Consider the following 19,780-nt stretch of genomic DNA (forward strand, 5'->3'; position numbering starts at 1 on the left):
GGTGCCATTGTTTCTCAGCATTTCACGGCACATCCGAAGCCAACTCAATAGCGGCCTCACATTTAGCTAGTGTGGCAACCGTTGTTATCAATTGCCAAGCGCTAGCTTCATTGCGCAAGCGCTGGACACCGATGAGGAACAGCGGCAGTGAGCCTTTCGAGGAATATTAGCATTTGACGGTTGTAAGCTGCGCATAATATTGGTACTTGTTAAGTACCAATAATTGGCATCATGGCAGATGTCAACGGCGCAGGGAGGGATCATGCAGAACGTGACGGTGCGTCGTGGCCGGGGACGTCCGAAGCTGGTCGAGGAGAACGACCGGCGCAACAGCATTGTCGTCGCCGCGCATCAGGTATTGGTCGAGTATGGCTTTGCAGCAGCCACGACCGAACGCGTCGCTGCTCGGGCCAAGGTGTCGAAACGAGGCATCTACGAGCTGTTCGCAAACAAGCAGGAATTGTTCGCCGCCGTTATACGCGAACATCGCCATCTGATGCTGGACCTTCCAAGACCAGAGGAGGAAAACATCCCGCTGGTGGATGCGCTGGGCAAGATCTTTCGTTTGGAGATCGACGAGAAGGGAGAAAGGGAGCGTGAGGCGATTCTCAATCTTATCGTTCGCGAGTCGGCGCAATTCCCGGAGCTGTCGGACTACCTCTATGACAACGGTATTCTCCGTTCGAGAGAAGACCTGATGGAGTGGCTCGCCATCCAGGCCCGAAAAGGTCTTGTTGTCATCGAAGACGAGACGGTGTGCGCGGGAATGCTGATGGACATCGCGTTCGGCGCACTTCTGCCTCGACGCCGGTTAAAGACCGCACCGGATCGTGCCGCAAGACTGATACACATCAGGAAGCGCTTCGAGATTTTCCTACGAGGGGTCAGTCCAAATCTGTGATCCGCGCCGTTGGGCGCGAAACCTCAAATATGGGAAAAGCGACGCCTGGCCTCACCATGGCCGCCATCGGCATTGTCGGCAGGGCGCGTCGCGTAAATGCGATGAACTGCCTCCCATTATTTCAACGTCGGCTCCCCATATGGAATTTCCATTCTCCTTTCGGCGAAAACATTAGCAATTCATTGTTATCAATAGATCATAAAATATATAGATTATAGCGACGAATTGGGAGCGTCGCGCATGAAGATTGTCGGTCTTTCGGGGAATGTCAAACGGCCGTCCAGAACGGCATCGCTGGTGGAGGCCATCGTTTCCGGCGTCCATGATCGCGTCGGAGGCGAAAGCCGGGTCATCGAACTCGTCGATGCGGCGCCCGTACTTTTCAAGGCCTTGCGTGCCGATCAGCTCGACGCAGAAGGGCGGGCTATCATCAATGCTGTCGAGGCGGCGGACGTTCTCGTTGTCGGTTCGCCGGTCTATCGCGCATCTTATACTGGCGCTCTCAAGCATCTGTTTGACCTGGTCGATTATCGGGCGCTGACAGGCAAGCGCGTCATCCTGGCCGCCACCGGCGGTACGCCACTGCACGGATTGATGACCGAGCACCAGCTGCGTCCCCTGTTCGGCTTTTTCAACGCACTCACCCTGCCGACGGCGGTCTATGCCACCGAATCCGATTTCACCGAATATGGGGTCACCAGCCCAGCCGTGCGGGAGCGCATCGAGCGCGCCGTTTCAGAACTCACGCAGGTCCTGCCTGCCACCGATCCAGCCGCCGCGCGTATTTCGGGGCATCGCCCGGCGCTGGTTGCGGCCCAAGTCTAATTTGCATTGAAGAGGAGATTACAATGCCACATATCGATAGAGACCCGGTCAAGTTCGCCTATTGGGTTCCCAATGTTTCGGGCGGTCTGGTTATCTCGAACATCGAGCAGCGCACCAGCTGGACGATCGAATACAACCGGAAACTGGCGCAGATCGCCGAAGCCAGCGGCTTCGACTACGCTCTGAGCCAGATCCGATTCACGGCCGGCTACGGCGCCGAATTCCAGCATGAATCGGTCTCGTTTAGCCATGCGTTGCTGGAATCGACCACCACGCTGAAGGTGATTGCCGCTATTCTGCCAGGCCCCTGGAACCCGACGCTGGCGGCAAAACAGATCGCCACGATCAACCACCTCACCAATGGTCGCGTCGCCGTCAACGTCGTCAGCGGCTGGTTCCGCGGCGAATTCCATGCCATTGGCGAGCACTGGCTCGACCATGACGAGCGCTACCGCCGTTCGGAGGAGTTCATCCGCGCCCTGCGTGGCATCTGGACCGAGGACAACTTCACCTTCAGTGGCGATTTCTACCGTTTCAACAACTACTCGCTGAAGCCGAAGCCGATCGATCCACAGCCGGAAATCTTCCAGGGCGGTTCCTCGCGCGCCGCGCGCGACATGGCATCGCGCGTTTCCGACTGGTATTTCACCAACGGCAACACGCCGGAGGAAATCCGCAAGCAGGTGGATGACATCCAGGGCAAGGCGAAGGCCAACGGTCATTCGGTGCGTGTCGGCGTCAATGCCTTCGCGATCGTTCGCGAGACCGAGGAAGAGGCACGGGCCGTACTCGCAGAGATCATCGAGAAGGCCAATCCGGACGCGGTCAATGCGTTCGGACACGAGGTCAAGAACGCCGGGAAGTCCTCGCCCGAAGGCGAGGGCAATTGGGCAAAATCCTCTTTCGAGGATCTGGTCCAGTACAATGACGGTTTCCGCTCCAACCTGATCGGCACGCCGCAACAAGTGGCCGAGCGCATCGTCAATCTGAAGCGGGCCGGTGCCGATCTTATCCTTCTCGGCTTCCTGCACTTCCAGGAAGAAGTCGAATATTTCGGCAAACACGTGATCCCGCTGGTTCGCGCGCTTGAGGACTCCGAGATCGCCACGGCTGTAGCCGCGGAATAATCCGAAGGCAGGAGCGGCGGCCAGAACAGGGCCGCCGCTGCGAAACAAGACTTGACGTGGGCCGTTGCCGGTCCGCGAAGGGAATTCTGTGCCCTGTCGCATCCGTCGGGATGCGAGTTAGCTGTCGAGATCTGGAGAAATACGGGCATGCAAGCAATGAACTATGCCTTTGGGGGACTGGGTTCCGTACCTTTTCCGCCGGACGTTCAGGAGCATCTGGCAGGCCTCGATGCCCGAACCGACGACGGTGGAGCCCGGCACGCGGAAGCACGGGATAGCGCGCTTAGTCTTTCCAGCATCAGTCTCTCGTTTGGTGGCGTCGTGGCGCTGACCGATATAGATATCTCCGTCCGCAAGGGCGAGATCCGCGCGATCATCGGGCCGAATGGTGCCGGCAAGAGTTCGCTGATCAACGTCATCAGCGGCGTCTACCGGCCTGATCGCGGCCATGTCCGCATCGGCAAGAATCGCTACCAACAGGTACCCACTCAGAAGCTCGCCCGTCTCGGCATAGCGCGCACCTTCCAGAACCTGGCATTGTTCAAGGGCTTGAGTGTTCTCGATAATGTCGTCGCCGGGCGCGCCTATACCGTTCGTTCCACTTTTCTCGGCCAGATCGCCGGTCTTGGCCGGGCACGCCGGGAAGAGGCCGATGCCCGCGACCGGGCCGGCCGCATTCTCGACTTTCTCCATCTCGGGCATGTCAGCGGACGTCTCGCCGGAACCTTGCCCTATGGCTTGCAGAAGCGCGTCGAGCTTGCCCGCGCCCTGGTGGCTGAGCCCGATATTCTGCTGCTCGACGAACCGATGGCGGGCATGACCGCCACGGAGAAGAACGAGATGGCCGGCTTCGTCCGCGCTGCGCGAGACCAGTATGGAACGACCGTGGTGCTGATCGAACATGACATCGGCGTCGTCATGGGCCTGTCCGACCGCATCGCCGTGCTCGACTACGGCCGCAAGATCGCCGACGGCACGCCGGAAGAAATACGAGCCGACCAGCGCGTGATCGATGCCTATCTCGGCGTCGCGTCTGAGAACGAAGACGGGGAGGGCATCTGATGTCGGATTTCGATTGGCTGTTCTTTATTGAGGTTCTGGTCGGTGGATTGCTGTCCGGCGTGATGTACTCGCTGGTAGCGATCGGTTTCGTGCTGATCTACAAGACTTCGGGCGTGCTGAATTTCGCGCAAGGGGCGATGCTGCTCTTTGCGGCGCTGACCTTCGTCAGCCTCACCGAGCGTGGCGTGCCCTTCGCCCTGGCCTTCGCGATCACTTTCGCGATCATGGTGGTCATCGGTATCGCCATTGAGCGCACGGTGCTGCGGCCCCTCACCAACAAACCGCCGATCACGCTGTTCATGGCAACGCTGGGGCTTTCCTATGTGATCGAAGGTGCGGCCCAACTGATCTGGGGCACGCAAGTCCACGGCCTGGACCTTGGCATCGAGGATTTGCCCTTCGACGTCGGCGGGGTCTTCATCAGCCAATTCGATATCTTCGCGGCCGTCGTCGCGGCCGGCATGGTCGCAGCGCTATCGGCTTTCTTCCGCTACACCCGGATAGGTCTCGGCTTCCGCGCCGTCGCCGATGATCAGTTCGCGGCCCTTGCCATCGGTCTCCGGCTTCCGTGGATCTGGGCGACCGTCTGGGCGGCCGCCGGACTGGTGGCTCTTGTGGCCGGGCTCCTGTGGGGTGCCCGCGTCGGCGTCCAGTTCTCGCTGTCGCTCATCGTCCTCAAGGCCCTGCCTGTGCTTGTTCTCGGCGGGTTCGATTCGATCCTCGGTGCGATCGTCGGCGGCCTGCTGATCGGTGCGACAGAAAAGCTCGCCGAGGTCTATATCGGCGAATATTTCGGCGGCGGCATCGAAGGCTGGTTCGCCTATGTCGTCGCACTTGCCTTCCTTCTCGTGCGCCCTTCCGGCCTGTTTGGCCAGAAGCTTGTGGAAAGGGTCTGATCGATGTCCGTCCTCACCGCCGATCTTCCTGTTTCTCGCTCCTTGCCCGGATGGGCTGGGACGGCTGCACTGCTGGCCGTGGCCTATGTGGCTGTGCCGATTTTCGGAACGAGTTATCTGTTCGAGGCGATCCTGCTCCCCTTCCTGGCGTTGAGCCTTGCCGGTCTCGGTCTCAACATCCTGACGGGCTATGCCGGACAGGTGTCGCTCGGCAGCGCCGCCTTCATGGCGGTCGGCGCTTTCGCAGCTTTCAATTTCAACTTGCGGGTCGAAAGCCTGCCGCTCATTGCCAGCATCGCGCTGGCCGGTTTCGCAGCCGCAGCAATCGGCCTGGTCTTCGGCCTGCCGAGCCTCCGCCTCAAGGGCTTCTATCTCGCGGTATCGACCCTTGCCGCGCAGTTCTTCGTTCAATGGGCTTTGACCAAGTTCAGCTGGTTTTCCAACGATTCGGCCTCCGGGGTCATCGACGCGCCGCCGCTTTCCATTGCCGGTGTCGCCTTCGAAGGCCCTGTCGGACGCTATCTGTTCTCGCTGACAGTCGTCACCGTGCTGACGTTTCTGGCCTATCGACTGGTGATCTCCCAGACAGGGCGCAATTTTATCGCAGTGCGCGACAACGAGACGGCCGCACGGATCATCGGCGTGCCGGTGCTGAAGACCAAGCTGCTGGCATTTGCAATTTCCTCCTTCATCATCGGCGTTGCCGGCGTGCTCTGGGCCTTTGCCTATCTGCGCACCGTGGAGCCGGCCGGCTTCAATCTCGATCGCTCGTTCCAGATCCTCTTCATCGTCATCATCGGCGGCCTCGCCTCCATCCGTGGCGCTTTCTTCGGCGCGGCGTTGATTGTGGTCTTCCCGCTGGTCCTGTCGCGGCTGGGGTCCTTCCTTCTTGGCGATATCTTCGATTCCGGCGTGCTCGACATGAGCCAGCGCATCGTGCTCGGCACGCTCATCATCCTGTTTCTGATCCTCGAACCGGATGGCCTGGTGGCTCTCTGGGACCGGGTCCGAAAACGCATTGGCACCGGCCTGCGGCGGTCCTGATCCAGTCCGGAGCCGCAAAGCTCTCAAAACACGCAGTCAACCTTTCCAGATCAACCCAAAACCGGTGTTCTCGCCGGTCCATACCAGGAGTGTGTCCAGATATGACGATCTTCAGCAAATTCAAAATCGCGGCTCTTGCCGCAGGCATCGCCTTCACGGTTGCTCTACCGGCCGCACAGGCCGACGAGCAGTATTTTCCGCTGCAGAGCTACCGCGTCGGCCCCTATGCTGCCGGCGGCACCGGCTTCTTTGGCGGCTTCATCGACTATCTCAACCTGATCAACACCCGCGACGGCGGCGTCAACGGCGTCAAGCTGACCTGGTCGGAAGCCGAAACGCAATATGAGGTCGAGCGCGGTGTCGAGGCCTATGAACGATTGAAGAGCAACCCGAACGTGGCTGCATGGAACCCGCTCTCCGTCGGTATTGCCTATGCGATGATCGATCGCATCACGGCTGACAAGGTGCCGCTGATCACCATCAACCACGGCCGCACGGACTCAACCGATGGCCGCGTTTTCCCTTATGTTTTCCCGCTGTTGCTTAACCCCTACAGCGAGACGTCCGGTATCGTGAACTACATCGCCGGCAAGGAAGGTGGCCTCGAAAACCTGAAAGGCAAGAAGATCGTCGTGCTTTACCACGGCTCGCCCTACGGCAAGGAAACCATTCCGATCTACGAGCTTCTGGCGCAGAAATACGGCTTCGAGCTTCAGCAGATCGAGGTCCCCCATCCAGGCAACGAACAGCAGTCCCAATGGCTGACAATCCGCCGCGCCAAGCCGGACTATGTCGTCCTGCGCGGCTGGGGCGTGATGAACCCGGTCGCGCTCAAGACTGCGGCCAAGACCGGCTTCCCGGTCGACCATATCATCGGCAATGTCTGGTCCAACTCGGAAGAGGACGCCATTCCGGCCGGCGAAGCAGCCAAGGGCTACACCGCGATCACCACGCAGGCGTCCGGCGCCGAATATCCGGTCGTCAAGGAAATCGTCAAGACGCTCTATGATGCCGGCAAGGGCAATCTGGAAGACAAGAACCGCATCGGCTCGGTCTACCACAATCTCGGCATCGTCAACGGTATCCTGAATGTCGAGGCGATCCGCATCGCGCAGGAGAAGTTCGGCAAGCGCACGCTGACCGGCGACGAGGTCCGCTGGGGCTTCGAACATCTTCAGCTGGATCCCGCCCGCGTCGAAGCGCTCGGCGCCAAAGGCCTGTTCCACTCGATCAACGTCACCTGGGACAATCACGAAGGCAACGGCTACGTGACCTTCCAGCAGTGGGACGGCAAGAAATGGAACGTCGTCTCCGACTGGATCGCCCCAGACTGGGCGCTGTTGCGGCCGATCATCGAAAAATCCTCCGAAGCCTATGCGGCGGAAAAGGGCATCAAGCTGCGCACGGCAGAAGACGCCGAAACTGCCACCAACTGATGTGTACCGGCCGGCCTGGTTCTGGATGGGCTCTTGTCAGTCCAGAACCAGCCCGGCCGGCATCGCAGCCATCAACGCAAGATTGGAAAGCGCCATGGGTCACAACGAAGTTCTGCTCTCGGTCAACGGTGTGAAGGCAACCTACAATCATGCCATCACGGCGCTCCATGGCGTCACTTTCACGGTGGCACGCGGCGAGATCGTTGCGCTTCTTGGTGCCAATGGCGCCGGCAAGACCACGACGCTCAAGGCGGTCTCCAATCTTCTACCGGCAGAGCGGGGCCTGGTGACGGAAGGCAATATCCTGTTTCAAGGACTGGATGTCGCGACCGCGAAGCCGGCCGATCTGGTACGCTCGGGCCTCGTCCAGGTACTCGAAGGCCGCCATTGTTTCCGCAGCCTGACGGTCGAGGAAAACCTCGTCACCGGCGGGCTGGGGCGCAGCGGCGGCAGGGCGGAGATCGCCGCCGCTCTGGAAAAGGTCTATGCGCATTTTCCGCGTCTGAAGGAAAAGCGCCATGCGCTGTCCGGCCTCACCTCCGGCGGCGAACAGCAGATGACGGCGATCGGCCGGGCGCTGATGTCCCGTCCGCGATTGCTGGTCCTTGACGAGCCTTCGATGGGTCTTGCCCCGATCGTCGTCCAGGACATCTTCAGAACCCTGCGCAGGCTCAACCGCGAGGAAGGCCTGTCGATCCTCGTCGCCGAACAGAACTCCACCGTCGCCCTGAAATATGCCGACCGTGCGACGATCCTCGAAAACGGCGCTGCTGTTCTCTCCGGTGATGCCGCGGAACTGCGCAACAGGGACGATGTCAAAGCCTTCTATCTCGGCCAAAGCCCGCGACCGGCCGCCCCGAACACACCCATTCTTCCGGCAATCGCGGTTTGAACCGCGCTGCATTTTCTCAAGAGGAGACAACCAGAATGACCCTATCCAACGTCAATACCGACAATGCCGCCAAGGCGGTGCCTGGGGTGCCGCGACCGGCGGAACCGGCGCACATCATCAAGACCGATGCCGAGGCGATCAGCATTGCAAAGAGACTCGCCGCCGATTTCGTGACGGGCTCCGCCCAGCGCGACCGCGAACGGATTTGGCCCGTCAAGGAACTCGACGCCTTCTCGCAGAGCGGTCTCTGGTCGATCAATGTGCCGAAGACGTTCGGTGGACCGGAAGTTTCCTATACGACGCTCGCCAAGGTCATCGAGATCATCTCGGCTGCGGACTCGTCCATCGGCCAGATCGCCCAGAACCATCTTGGCGTCGTCGCGGCAATCCGGACCGTTTCGGATGAAGAGCAGCAGAAGCTGCTGTTCGCGGAGGTACTGAAGGGTACCCGCTTCGGCAACGCCTTTTCCGAGTTCGGCTCCAAGCGCGCCGTCGATTTCGAGACGCGGCTGGTCGATGCCGGTGACCATGTCATCGTCAACGGGCAGAAGTTCTATTCGTCCGGCGCGCTGCTGGCGCATCTGGTACCGATCGTCGCACTCGATGACGAGGGCAGGGCCTGGTACGCGATTGCGGAGCGCGACGCGCCAGGCCTGACCGTCGTCGACGACTGGTCGTCGTTCGGGCAACGCACCACGCTGTCGGGTACCGTCATCCTCAACAACGTCAGGGTGCCGAAGACCCATCTGGTCCCGGGCTACAAGGGCTATGAGGTGCCGACGGCGGACGGTGCGATCTTCCAGATCATCCAGGTTGCCGTCGATACTGGCATCGCGCAGGCGGCAATTGACGAGACGATCAATTTCGTGCGCACCAAGAGCCGCGCCTGGGTCGACAGCGGCGTCGACAATGCCTGGGACGATCCCTACACGATCCAGGCGATCGGCGACCTGACGCTGCGCCTGCATGCGGCACAGGCCCTATTGGAAAAAGCCGGTTACGCCATCGATCGGGCGATTCTCGATCCGAACGCCGAGACCGTCGCCGAAGCGCAGATTGTCACGGCGGAGGCAAAGATCCTCTCTACCGAGATCGCCATCACTGCCACCAACAAGCTGTTCGAGCTGGCGGGCACCCGTTCGACACTGGCCGAGCACGGTCTCGACCGGCACTGGCGCAATGCCCGGACCCACACTCTGCATGATCCGGTCCGCTGGAAATATTCGATCCTCGGGAAGTATTTCCTCAATGGCGAAAAGCCGCCGCTTCACGCCTGGAGTTGAGTGTCGAAAAATGAGAACGACCCCCGCTATTTTGGTAGCGGGGGTCGTTCTCGCGTTCAAGAATGGTCGATGGATGACAATTGGGGATCTGTCCGTGATCCCTTTATCTAGCCGGAGCCCGTGACAGGCTGCTCTAGAATTACCTGTCCTGTTGCCGACGCTGGGTGCCAATGGCAAACGTTCGGGCAAGCAGTCCCTCGCGGAGCAGGCGAAACATATGTCCAAGCAATCTTTTCATGCTTTTGCTTCCTTCGTTACACCGTTGAGTTTGCATTTTTCGCGCGGATATAGGCCCGCCAGCCGCCGAGCGCCGTCACCTCCTGAGCGCCGGTAATGGCATGGGCCTCGCAGAGGAAGCCGGAGATGATCGAGCCGTCGTCGAGGGCCACTTTTCCGATGCCGAGCGGTCCGGGAATTTTCTGGACGAAATGGCCAAAAGCGGCTGGCGGTAGCGCCCAGACTTCGACCTCAAGTCCGTCGCCCGTAACGCCGGGCTCGCGGATGAGGCCGGGCTTGGGCGGCACCGTGCCCGGCAGCACGAAGAGGCGGTAGTCACCGGCTGTCCGGCAGGTCTTCACCAGATATCCGCCCGGCCCGGTGAGCTCATGATTGAGCGGCATACCGGTCAGGTGGGCACCGACGACGACGATCGGAACAAAACCGTCGTCGAGCGGTGCGACGCGGCTTGCTTCGGGCAATGGCGCCGATATGTCCTTGCCCATGCCGGCGTCGAGCGCCCGGTGCATGGCGTCGGCAAACGGGGCGAGCGCATCATCCGTAAACGTCGGCCCGATCAGCGTCACGCCGCCGGGCAGACCATTGCCGCCAAAGCCCGCTGGAATGGCGATTGCGGCATAGTCGTAGAGATTGACGAAATTCGTGTAGCGCCCGAAATGGCCGTTCTTCACGATCGGATCGGCCAGCATCGCGTCGACGGTGTACGTGGTAGGCGAGGTCGGCAGCATCAGGATGTCCACCTTCTCCCACTCGACCTTCGTCTTCTGCCGCAACGCCTCGAGCTTGTACTTGCCCTCGAAAGCGGCGACGGCATCATAGGCGTTCGCACCCTCGATGATGGTGCGCACCGTCGGGTCGAAGTCATCGGCGTTGCTCGTCATGAAGTCCTTCACCGCCGCCAGTCGTTCCGCGACCCAGGGGCCGTTGTAAAGCAGTTCGGCCGCCTGCCGGAACGGCGCATAGTCGAAGGGGACGATGGTTGCACCGAGCGATTTTGCCCGCTCGATCGCGGCGTCATAAAGCGCCTCGACATCCCGGTTTCCAAAGAACTCGCGCTCGGGCCCCTCCAGCACGCCGATACGCAAACCGGAAGCAGGAAGGCTGGCGGGCGCCGCATGGCGCGAGAACGGATCGGCGGCGTCATAGCCCTCCATGACCTTGCGGATCGCGACGCCATCGCCGACCGTGGCGGCAAAGACGGTCACGACATCCACGCTGCGGCAGGCCGGAACGACGCCGACATTCGGCACCAGTCCCGGCGTCGGCTTGATGCCGACAAGATTGTTGAAGGCGGCGGGTACGCGGCCGGAACCGGCCGTGTCCGTGCCCAGCGCGAATGTGGCAAGGCCGGACGCGACGGCAACGGCCGAACCGGAGCTTGAGCCACCCGACACATAGGCCGGATCGAAGACGGAACGTGGCGCACCATAAGGAGACCGTGTGCCGTTGAGCCCGGTCGCGAACTGGTCGAGATTGGTCTTGCCGATGACGATGGCGCCGGCCGCCTTCAGACGGGCGACAACGGTCGAATCGGCGGCTGGCTCATAGGCATAGGCGGGGCAAGCCGCCGTGGTCGGCAGACCGGCGGCATCGATATTGTCCTTCACCGCGAAGGGTATGCCCCAGAGCGGCAGACTGTTTGCCTCCGGCGCCCGTGCCATCAAGGTGCGGGCCGCTTGACGCAGGTCCTCATCCGGCGTGGGCGTGATGAAGATCGCCGGATCATTGGAGGCCGCGCGGCGGGCAATCACCTCCTCGACAAGGTCGAGCGGCGTCAGGCCGGATTGATAGGCGGCGCGAAGGCTTGAGAGATCGAGAATTGTCGGCAGCATGTTACAAGGTCTCCAGAACGACGATGATATCGCCGGCTTTGATATTTCGTCCGGGCCCGGCGCGCAGATCGCGGACGCGTCCGCTGACGTGGGCAGTGACGTTGATCTCCATTTTCATGGATTCGATGATGGCAACCGTATCGCCGGCGGCAACGGAGGCTCCCGGCTCCACCATGAGTTTCCAGATATTGCCCGGCACGCTGCTGGCGACGCCGAAGCAGCCGGCCGGGATATCGCCTTCAAGGCTTTCGCCTGCTCCTTCGTCACTGACGAAACTGTCGAGGCCGGTTTCCTTCCAGCTTTGCCGCTCGGCGTCGAAAGCCGCCTGCTGCGTGGCCTTGAAGCGGTTGATCGACACCGCATTCGCCTGCAGTTCCTTCTCATAGGCCGCATAGGAAAATTCCGTCTCCTCGATCCGCACGGGATAACCGCCATGCGGGAAGGCGGCCCGCGCCTCGGTCAACTCCTGATGACTGACGGGAAAGAAGCGGATCTGGTCGAAGAAATTCAGCAGCCATGGCTTGCCCCTGGCGAATTCGGGCGTTTGCCGCCAGGTATTCCACACCTGGATGGTGCGGCCGAACAGCTGGTAGCCGCCCGGTCCCTCCATGCCGTAGATGCACATATAGGCGCCGCCGATCCCGACCGCGTTTTCCGGCGTCCAGGTACGAGCCGGATTGTATTTGGTGGTGACGAGGCGGTGACGTGGATCGACAGGGGTTGCCACCGGCGCCCCGAGATAGACGTCGCCGAGACCCAGCACGAGATAGCTGGCATCAAAGACGATGTCTTTCACCGCCTGTTCGTCAGCAAGCCCGTTGATGCGGCGGATGAACTCGATGTTGGACGGGCACCAGGGCGCATTCGGGCGGACCAGCTCCTGATATTTGCGCATGGCAAGCTCGGCATCCGGATCGTTCCACGACAGCGGCAGATGCACGATGCGGCTCGGGACGGTGACCGCCTGCGCGGGCGGAAGGCTCGTCTCTATGTCCGCCAACAGTCCAAGCAGACGCTTTCGTGTCAATGTTGTGCCATCATAATGAATCTGCAGCGATCGGATGCCGGGCGTCAGGTCGATGAGGCCGGGCAGGCGGGCCTCCACGACGGCCTGCATCAGCAGGTGCACGCGCAGCCGGAGCGCGATATCGAGCGCCATCGGCCCGTATTCGACCAGCAGATTGTCGTCCCCCTGGCGGCGGTAGACGACGGAAACAGGGCCATCGTCGCGCGTCCCGACGATGGCCGAGCCGATATCCGCAGCCGGCCGGTGAACGGCAGGACCGGCGACAGGATCTTCGCTCCGCGCGACGGCATGAAAGCGGATGTGGTCGCCGGGCTTGAACTGGCCCATTTTCCACTGCTCGTCGCGGGCGATCACCGCCGGGCAGACGAAGCCGCCGAGACTTGGGCCATCAGGACCGAGAATGATCGGCATGTCGCCGGTGAAATCGATGGCGCCGACGGCATAGGCATTGTCATGCAAATTGGACGGGTGAAGTCCCGCTTCTCCGCCGTCGCCGCGCGCCCATTTCGGCGCGGGCCCAATGAGGCGGACGCCGGTGCGGGCGCTGTTGAAATGCACCTCGTAGGCCGTGGAAAACAGCGTATCGATGTCTTCTGGCTGGAAGAAATCCGGCGCGCCATGGGGGCCGTAGAGCACACCGACGCTCCATTCGCGGGTGAGTTCGGCCGGTTCGTTCGCCGGTTCCGGCGGCTTGACGGGTGCTTGCCGCGCAAGGTGCAGCACATGGCCGGCCCTGAGCGTGCCGGTGGCGTTGCCGCCGAACTGGCCAAGGCCGAACGTGGCGCGCGAGCCGAGTACCACGGGCGCGGAAAAGCCGCCCGCAACGGCGAGATAGGCGCGCTGGCCAGGGCCTTCGATGGTACCGATGGACAGCACTTCTCCGGCACGGATGGTCACGGCCATGCCGTGCGGCAGCCGATTACCATCACAGGTCATCGGCATCTGCGCTCCACCGAGCGCAATCACCGTATCGGTGTAGAACCGCAGCGTCGGGCCGGACACGGTCAGCTCCAGCGCGGCGGTCGTGTCGGCGTTGCCGACAAGGCGATTGGCATGGCGGAACGAGCGCTCGTCCATCGGTCCGCTCGGCGGCACGCCGACATGCCAGAGGCCGAGGCGGCCGGGCAATTCCTGAAGGCTGGACTGGGCGCCCGGAGACAGGACCTCGATGACATCCGGCACGAAGACGAAATCGCGCAGGGCCGTCGTGGCCACCTTGCCGCTTGCGAGAAGATCGGAAGCGGCGATTTCCCGGAGATAGTCGAGATTGGTCTCGATCCCGGCGATCGACGTCGCCGCAAGGGCTGCCTGAAGTTTCGCGATCGCCGCAGGGCGATCCTCGGCCACGACGATCAGTTTCGCCAGCATCGGATCGTAGAACGGCGTCACCTCGGTGCCGGTCTCGATCCAGCCATCGACGCGGGCAGTTTCGGGAAATACGACCTCCGTCAGCAGCCCGGCGCTCGGGCGGAAGTCGGCATGCGGCATCTCGGCGTAGACGCGCACCTCGATGGCGGCGCCCTTCGGCGCCAGAGCCTCGGTACCCGAAAGCACATCCTCGCCGGCCGCCTGGCGGATCATCCATTCGACGAGATCGATGCCGAACACCGCTTCCGTCACCGGATGTTCGACCTGCAGCCGCGTGTTGACTTCCAGGAAATAGAATTCCTCGCGGGCCGGATCGTAGATGAATTCGACCGTGCCGGCCGATGCATAGGACACCGAGCTTCCCAGATCGACCGCCGCCTTGTGCAGCCGCGCCCGTGTGGCCGGCGAAATGCCCGGTGCCGGGGTTTCCTCGACGACCTTCTGGTTGCGCCGCTGCAGCGAGCAGTCCCGCTCGCCGAGCGCCACCACCTTGCCCTTGCCATCGCCGAAGATCTGCACCTCGACATGGCGCGCATCGGCGACGAAGCGCTCGATATAGACACGGGCATCGCCGAAGCTGGCGCGCGCCGTGCGTTGCACGCTTTCGAAGGCGTCCTTCAGCGTTTGCGCATCGGTACACAGCTGCATGCCGATGCCGCCACCGCCCGCCGTGCTCTTCAGCATCACCGGATAGCCGACGGTTTCGGCGGCCGAGAGCGCGTCATCGATACCCTCCAGCAGTCCGCTGCCCGGCAGAAGCGGCACGCCGCTCGATTTTGCCAGTTCGCGGGCAGTGTGTTTCAGCCCGAAGGCCGAGAGATGCTCCGGACGCGGCCCGATGAAGGCTATGCCCTCGGCTGCCAGCCGTTCGGCAAAACCGATATTTTCGGACAGAAACCCGTAGCCGGGGTGTACGGCTTGCGCGCCCGTCGCCTTGCAGGCGGCGATGACGGCATCGACGTTCAGGTAGCTTTCGGTTGCGGGCGAGGGGCCGAGACGGATAGCTTCGTCCGCAAGCCGCGTTGCCATGGCAAACCGGTCGGCGTCGGAATAGACGGCGACAGAGGCGATACCCATTGTCTTCAATGTCCGGATGACCCGGACAGCGATTTCGCCTCTGTTGGCGATGAGAACCTTGTTGAACATCAAATCAGACCCCCGCATCCCAGATCAGCACCCGGATCGGTGTCGGATCGAAGCCGTTGCAGGGATTGTTGATCTGCGGGCAATTGGAGATCACGCAGAGCACGTCCATCTCGGCCACTAGCTCGACATAGTCGCCCGGCGACGAGATGCCGTCGACGATGGTCATCTTGCCATCGGGGCTGATCGGCACGTTCATGAAGAAGTTGATGTTGGGCACGATGTCGCGCTTGCTCATGCCGTGTTTCATCACCTCGATCACAAAGTTGTCGCGGCAGGCATGCAGGTATTTGGTGCCATGGCCGAAGCGCACGGTATTGCTCTCGCAGGAGCAGGCCCCAGCCGACGTATCGTGGCGGCCGCAGCTGTCGGCCGTCATCGTCAGCATCACGCGGCCTTCGTTGGACATGATCCGCGTGCCGGTACCGACATATGCCGCACCCTGTTCGCGCATCGTGTCCTGGTTGGAGTAACGCTCGGAAAAATCATCGGCCTTGTAGAACAGCGTATCGATCGCCTGCTGGCCGTAGCTGTCTTCGATGCGGATCGTCTGGCCCTTGCGCACGATGCCGGACCAGGGCGCTTCGGCCGGAATGAAATGATCCTGCGCGGCGTTTTCGACAGTGCGCGAGGCGGCGGTCTGAATGAAATCGGTCATGGTCCGCTCCTCCTCAAGCCTGCATCAGGGCGTTGTTTTCAAAGCCGCGAACGGCCTCGGCGGTGGCCGTGCGGGCTAGATCGTCTGCTACCGGTGCTGCTGCATGGAAGCGGGTGATGGTCACAGGCGCGGGCGCATAAACCGGATTGGGGTCGAGCGGGTGCGGGCAATTGGAGAGCGCCACCACCATGTCCATCTCGGCACGCATTTCGGCGTAGTCGCCGCTGTTGGAGGTCTTGCCCTGCCAGTGGAACCCGCCGGCATCGTCGATGCGGACCGGTGCAAAGAGATTGAGAACGGCCGGAATATCGCGTCTATCGAGGCCGAGCTTGCCGGCCGCGAGGATGAAATTGTCGCGCGTGTTGCGGGTCTTGACGCCCGGATATTTCGCGGCGTTCGACGCTGCCGTCGATCCGCCCATCAGGCAATCGTGAGAACCCGCGCTGTCTTCGATCATCGAGAACATCACCCGGCCCATATCGGAGAAGATCACCCGTCCCTTGCCGAGCGCGGTCGTCCACTGCATCTTGACCGTATCGACCAGATTGAGCCGCTCGCTGGTGTCGGCGGCGTTCCAGGCGATCAGCGCCACGGTCGAGGCGCCGTCGTGCTGGTCGATGCGCAGCGCCTCCCCACGCTTCAAAAGGGTCGACCAGTACCAGCCGCCGGGGATGATTTCCTGATGGATGATTACAGTGGAAGAGATCGCCGGCGCGGGCAGGGCGCTCGGTGTCGGAAGTGTCTTGGGAGCGAACTCCAGGCCCTTCTTCTGATGTTCTTCGTAGCGCTGCCGGTTGGCGGCGATTTCTTCTGCGGAACGTCTGACGTGCATGACTATTTATCTCCTGACGGACTGGAAGACGGGTCGTCCCGGTAAGGGCCCTGCAAAATGACCGGGCCGTCCCGGTCGGGGCTGAAGTACGAAGGTTCGCCCGCGCGGCGCGGCGGCCAGATGGCAATGTCCTTGGTGATGGTGGCGCCGTAGCGCTGTTTTTCCTCCGGCCGATCGCGCGGACGCTCGAAGGCGACAACGCGGGTGGCAAGCGTGAAGGCTTCGCGCATGTCATGCGTGACCATGACCACGGTCATCTGCGTCTCGTGCCAGAGTCGCTTCATCAGCGTGTGGATTTCGGCGCGAATGCCGGGATCGAGCGCGCCGAACGGCTCGTCGAGCAGCAGCACCTTCGGCTTCATGATCAGCGCCTGTGCCAAGGCCAGCCGCTGCTGCATGCCGCCGGACAGCTGGGCGGGATATTTGCCTTCAGCGCCTGAGAGACCCACTTCGGCAATCAGCTGCCGGGCCTCCTCGATGCCCGCGCGCCGGGCCGCGCCGAAAAGTTTGGCCTTGTATCTGGAGACCGTCAGCTCCTTGCCGAGCAGCACGTTCCCTAGCACTGTCAGATGGGGGAAGACCGAATAGCGCTGGAAGACGACACCGCGATCCGGACCCGGCTCGGGCGGCAGAGGCTCGCCGTCAAGCAGGATCGTACCTCTGGTTGCCTGTTCCTGGCCGAGCAGCATGCGCAGGAAGGTCGACTTGCCGCAGCCCGACGGCCCCACGAGTGCGACGAAGGCGCGGGATGCAACGGTGAGAGAAACATTCTCCAGCACGATCTGGTCGCCATATTCCTTCCAGACATTGTCGATGATCAGTTCGCTCATCCCTGCTTCTCCAGTTCGGACCAGGGGAAGACGGCGATGCGGATGCGGTCGAGGATGAAGTTGGTGAGAACGGCGAGAAGCGTGATCCAGACGACATAGGGAAAGATCACGTCCATCGATAGGTAGCGGCGGACGAGGAAGATGCGGTAGCCGAGGCCGCTATCCGACGAGATTGCTTCCGCGGCGATCAGGAACAGCCAGGCAGGACCGAGCTGTAGTCGCACGCAGGTGATCAGCCGGGGCAGGATCTGCGGCAGCACGACACGAAGGGCGATCTGCCACGACGAACCCCCCAGCGTTTCAGCCTTGACGATCTGTTCGCGCGGTAGTTCCAGTGCCTTCAAGGCCAGGTCGCGGATCATCGTCGGCGCGACGCCGATGACGATGAGCGCGATCTTGGATGTCTCGCCAAGGCCCATGACGATGAAAAGAATGGGGAGCAATGCCAGCGGCGGCACCATCGAGATGACGGCGACGAACGGGGCGAGCAGAGCCCGCAGATAGGGCAGCATGCCGATGACCATGCCGATCAAAAGCGCCGTCAGCGTCGAGATGCCAAGCCCTGCGAAAAGCCGGATCAGGCTGGCAGCCGTATCCGACCAGAGCAGATAGTCGCCGGTGCGTGCGTCCGGCAGGAAAGCCAGCCGGTTGATGGCCTCGGTAAAGCCCGCAAGACTGGGCAGCAGCTTGTCATTGGCATTCTCGGCCAGCCGTGCGGCGGACCCCGCCGTATAGGCGGCGATCAGCAGCACGAAGGGCAGAAGCATCAAAGCAAGTTGTGCGCCCCGGCTCGGCTTGGTGTTGATCCAGCGCATCGATATGGCTCCGCTGATGAAAAGAAGAGGGCGACGCGGAAAACCCGCATCGCCGATCGGTGCAACGCTCAGAGGGAACCGTCAGCAGCGGCCTTCATGTAGACCTCGGTGAAGCGCAGCTTGACGTTGCCGCTGTCGCCGAGAACCTTGCCATCCGGCATTTCGATGCCGATGACATCGGCCGACGCCGCGCCGCTGCCGAGCAGGCCCTTCTCAAACAGGAAGTTGCGCACGAGATCCATCGTCTTCGGCAGGCTCGTCGAGGAGGTGAAGGCAACGGCATCCGCCGGCTTGTCGAACAGCTTTGTGGCGGCGATCTGGGCTTCGAAGCCGGCGAGATCCGTGCCGGATGCTTTACCCATGGCTTCACGGGCGGCCTTGCCCTCCGCATTGTCGGCCGTCATCAGGGCTGCCGTCTCGTACCAGATGCCTGCAAGTGCCTTGCCGAAGTTCGGATTGTCTTTCAGCACGTCCGAATTTGCGACCATCAGGTCGATGATTTCGCCTGGGATTTGCGAGCTGTCGAAGACCTTGTGGGCACCAGGAAGCGCCACGATTTCCGCCACCATCGGGTTCCAGGTGACCATGGCGGTGACATCGGCCGTCTGGAAGGCGCCAACCATATCCGGATCGGCAGTGTTGACAACCTTCAGGTCCTTTTCTGACAGTCCGACGGTCTCAAGTGCCCGGGCGAGCAGATAGTGCGAGACGGAAAACTCGACGAGATTGACATTCTGGCCCTTCACGTCGGCCAGTGTCGCCTTGTCTTTCAGGATCACCGCGTCGTTGCCATTGGAGAAATCGCCGACGATCACGGCCGTCGTATCGACGCCGCCTGCTGCCGGAATAGAGAGGCCGTCCATATTGGTCAGCGTTACCGCGTCGAAGGCGCCGGCGGTGTACTGGTTCATCGATTCGACGTAATCGTTGAACTGGGTGACTTCGATCTTGATGTTGTACTTGTCGGCCCATTTCTTGACGATGCCGTGGTCGCTGGCATAGCCCCAGGGCATCCAGCCGACATAGATCGACCAGGCGACCTTGAAATCTGTCTTGGGCGCAGCGGCGGCACCAGATGCCATGCCGAAGGCCAGCGAAGCTGTCAGTGCAGTGATTGAGAGCATTTTCGAAAAAGTCTGCATTGAATTTCCCCTTTTTGCTTTTCTTCAAAAAGGGATCGGCATGGACCATCGCGCCGCCAATCCCTTGGCTAACGAGGTCTCCCGGGCTTTTGTCCCGCCGTGCACCCGGCGGGATGTCTCCCCAACCGGTGGCAGCTCTCGGACCAGCACGTTTTCAAAACGCCGGAACCCTAGCCACCAACTCTGCAATTAAACAAGCAAACTGCGTGCCAATTGTTAAGCCTATGATTTCATTTGAATCTATCCCAAGAACAATTCTGCATTCGCGCAAAGTGCATGCACTTGCTCATTCATTGGGCGCTCGCTTGCCTTTTAAGTCGCCACCCTGTGACGCGGCGCTTGAGAATGTCTCCCAACTTTTGCCGGACCGGCCTACCCAGAAGATTTTCGGGATGATATCGGCCCGACCATGAAAGGCTGCGGATCACAT

The 19,780-nt window shown here is 61.6% G+C and carries 16 protein-coding genes and 1 riboswitch; of the genes, 9 read left to right on the forward strand and 7 right to left on the reverse strand.

Annotation, left to right across the window (positions count from 1 at the left end):
• Positions 1-262: 262 nt before the first annotated feature.
• The 9 genes from J2Z75_RS19635 (at position 263) to J2Z75_RS19675 (ending at position 9,466) form a co-directional block, all read left to right on the forward strand.
• Complete coding sequence (locus J2Z75_RS19635; RefSeq protein WP_209854464.1) at positions 263-901, forward strand: TetR/AcrR family transcriptional regulator; 639 nt, start codon at positions 263-265, stop codon at positions 899-901.
• 240 nt (positions 902-1,141) lie between these two features.
• Positions 1,142-1,726 carry an FMN reductase gene (gene msuE, locus J2Z75_RS19640; RefSeq protein ID WP_209854465.1) on the forward strand — a complete coding sequence of 195 codons (585 nt, stop codon included), beginning with the start codon at positions 1,142-1,144 and terminating at the stop codon, positions 1,724-1,726.
• 23 nt (positions 1,727-1,749) lie between these two features.
• Complete coding sequence (sfnG, locus tag J2Z75_RS19645; RefSeq protein WP_209854466.1) at positions 1,750-2,853, forward strand: dimethylsulfone monooxygenase SfnG; 1,104 nt, start codon at positions 1,750-1,752, stop codon at positions 2,851-2,853.
• Positions 2,854-3,000: 147 nt separating this feature from the next.
• Entirely contained in the window at positions 3,001-3,915 is a 915-nt protein-coding gene (locus J2Z75_RS19650; RefSeq protein ID WP_209854467.1) for an ABC transporter ATP-binding protein, read from the forward strand.
• On the forward strand, positions 3,915-4,811 hold the full coding sequence (locus J2Z75_RS19655; protein WP_209854468.1) for a branched-chain amino acid ABC transporter permease: 897 nt from the start codon (positions 3,915-3,917) through the stop codon (positions 4,809-4,811). Before J2Z75_RS19650 ends, J2Z75_RS19655 begins: the two co-directional genes overlap by 1 nt.
• Positions 4,812-4,814: 3 nt before the next feature.
• On the forward strand, positions 4,815-5,855 hold the full coding sequence (locus J2Z75_RS19660; RefSeq protein WP_209854469.1) for a branched-chain amino acid ABC transporter permease: 1,041 nt from the start codon (positions 4,815-4,817) through the stop codon (positions 5,853-5,855).
• 101 nt (positions 5,856-5,956) lie between these two features.
• Positions 5,957-7,291 carry an ABC transporter substrate-binding protein gene (locus J2Z75_RS19665; RefSeq protein ID WP_209854470.1) on the forward strand — a complete coding sequence of 445 codons (1,335 nt, stop codon included), beginning with the start codon at positions 5,957-5,959 and terminating at the stop codon, positions 7,289-7,291.
• A gap of 94 nt (positions 7,292-7,385) precedes the next feature.
• Positions 7,386-8,183 (forward strand): ABC transporter ATP-binding protein, encoded by a 798-nt coding sequence (locus J2Z75_RS19670; RefSeq protein WP_209854471.1) that lies wholly within the window; start codon positions 7,386-7,388, stop codon positions 8,181-8,183.
• A gap of 35 nt (positions 8,184-8,218) precedes the next feature.
• Positions 8,219-9,466 carry an SfnB family sulfur acquisition oxidoreductase gene (locus tag J2Z75_RS19675; protein ID WP_209854472.1) on the forward strand — a complete coding sequence of 416 codons (1,248 nt, stop codon included), beginning with the start codon at positions 8,219-8,221 and terminating at the stop codon, positions 9,464-9,466.
• 254 nt (positions 9,467-9,720) lie between these two features.
• On the opposite strand, the gene atzF is transcribed toward J2Z75_RS19675, so the two are convergent.
• From atzF to J2Z75_RS19710, 7 genes are all read right to left on the reverse strand, one after another.
• On the reverse strand, positions 9,721-11,535 hold the full coding sequence (atzF, locus tag J2Z75_RS19680) for an allophanate hydrolase (protein WP_209854473.1): 1,815 nt from the start codon (positions 11,533-11,535) through the stop codon (positions 9,721-9,723).
• A gap of 1 nt (position 11,536) precedes the next feature.
• Positions 11,537-15,076, reverse strand: coding sequence for an urea carboxylase (gene uca, locus J2Z75_RS19685; RefSeq protein WP_209854474.1), 3,540 nt, complete (start codon positions 15,074-15,076; stop codon positions 11,537-11,539).
• A gap of 4 nt (positions 15,077-15,080) precedes the next feature.
• Positions 15,081-15,731: an urea amidolyase associated protein UAAP2 gene (locus J2Z75_RS19690; RefSeq protein WP_209854475.1), complete on the reverse strand. Its 651-nt coding sequence runs from the start codon at positions 15,729-15,731 to the stop codon at positions 15,081-15,083.
• A 13-nt stretch (positions 15,732-15,744) separates the two neighbouring features.
• A complete protein-coding gene (locus J2Z75_RS19695) occupies positions 15,745-16,563 on the reverse strand; it encodes an urea amidolyase associated protein UAAP1 (protein ID WP_209854476.1) in 819 nt (272 codons plus the stop codon).
• Positions 16,564-16,565: 2 nt separating this feature from the next.
• Positions 16,566-17,393, reverse strand: a complete 828-nt coding sequence (locus tag J2Z75_RS19700; RefSeq protein ID WP_209854477.1) for an ABC transporter ATP-binding protein — start codon at positions 17,391-17,393, stop codon at positions 16,566-16,568.
• On the reverse strand, positions 17,390-18,208 hold the full coding sequence (locus tag J2Z75_RS19705; RefSeq protein ID WP_209854478.1) for an ABC transporter permease: 819 nt from the start codon (positions 18,206-18,208) through the stop codon (positions 17,390-17,392). The genes J2Z75_RS19700 and J2Z75_RS19705 overlap by 4 nt, the downstream gene beginning before the upstream one ends.
• 68 nt (positions 18,209-18,276) lie before the next feature.
• Entirely contained in the window at positions 18,277-19,350 is a 1,074-nt protein-coding gene (locus J2Z75_RS19710) for a putative urea ABC transporter substrate-binding protein (protein WP_209854479.1), read from the reverse strand.
• Positions 19,351-19,426: 76 nt separating this feature from the next.
• Positions 19,427-19,535: riboswitch (guanidine-I (ykkC/yxkD leader) on the reverse strand.
• Positions 19,536-19,780 lie beyond the last annotated feature (245 nt).

The organism is Rhizobium herbae (assembly GCF_017873135.1).
Lineage (GTDB): Bacteria > Pseudomonadota > Alphaproteobacteria > Rhizobiales > Rhizobiaceae > Pararhizobium > Pararhizobium herbae.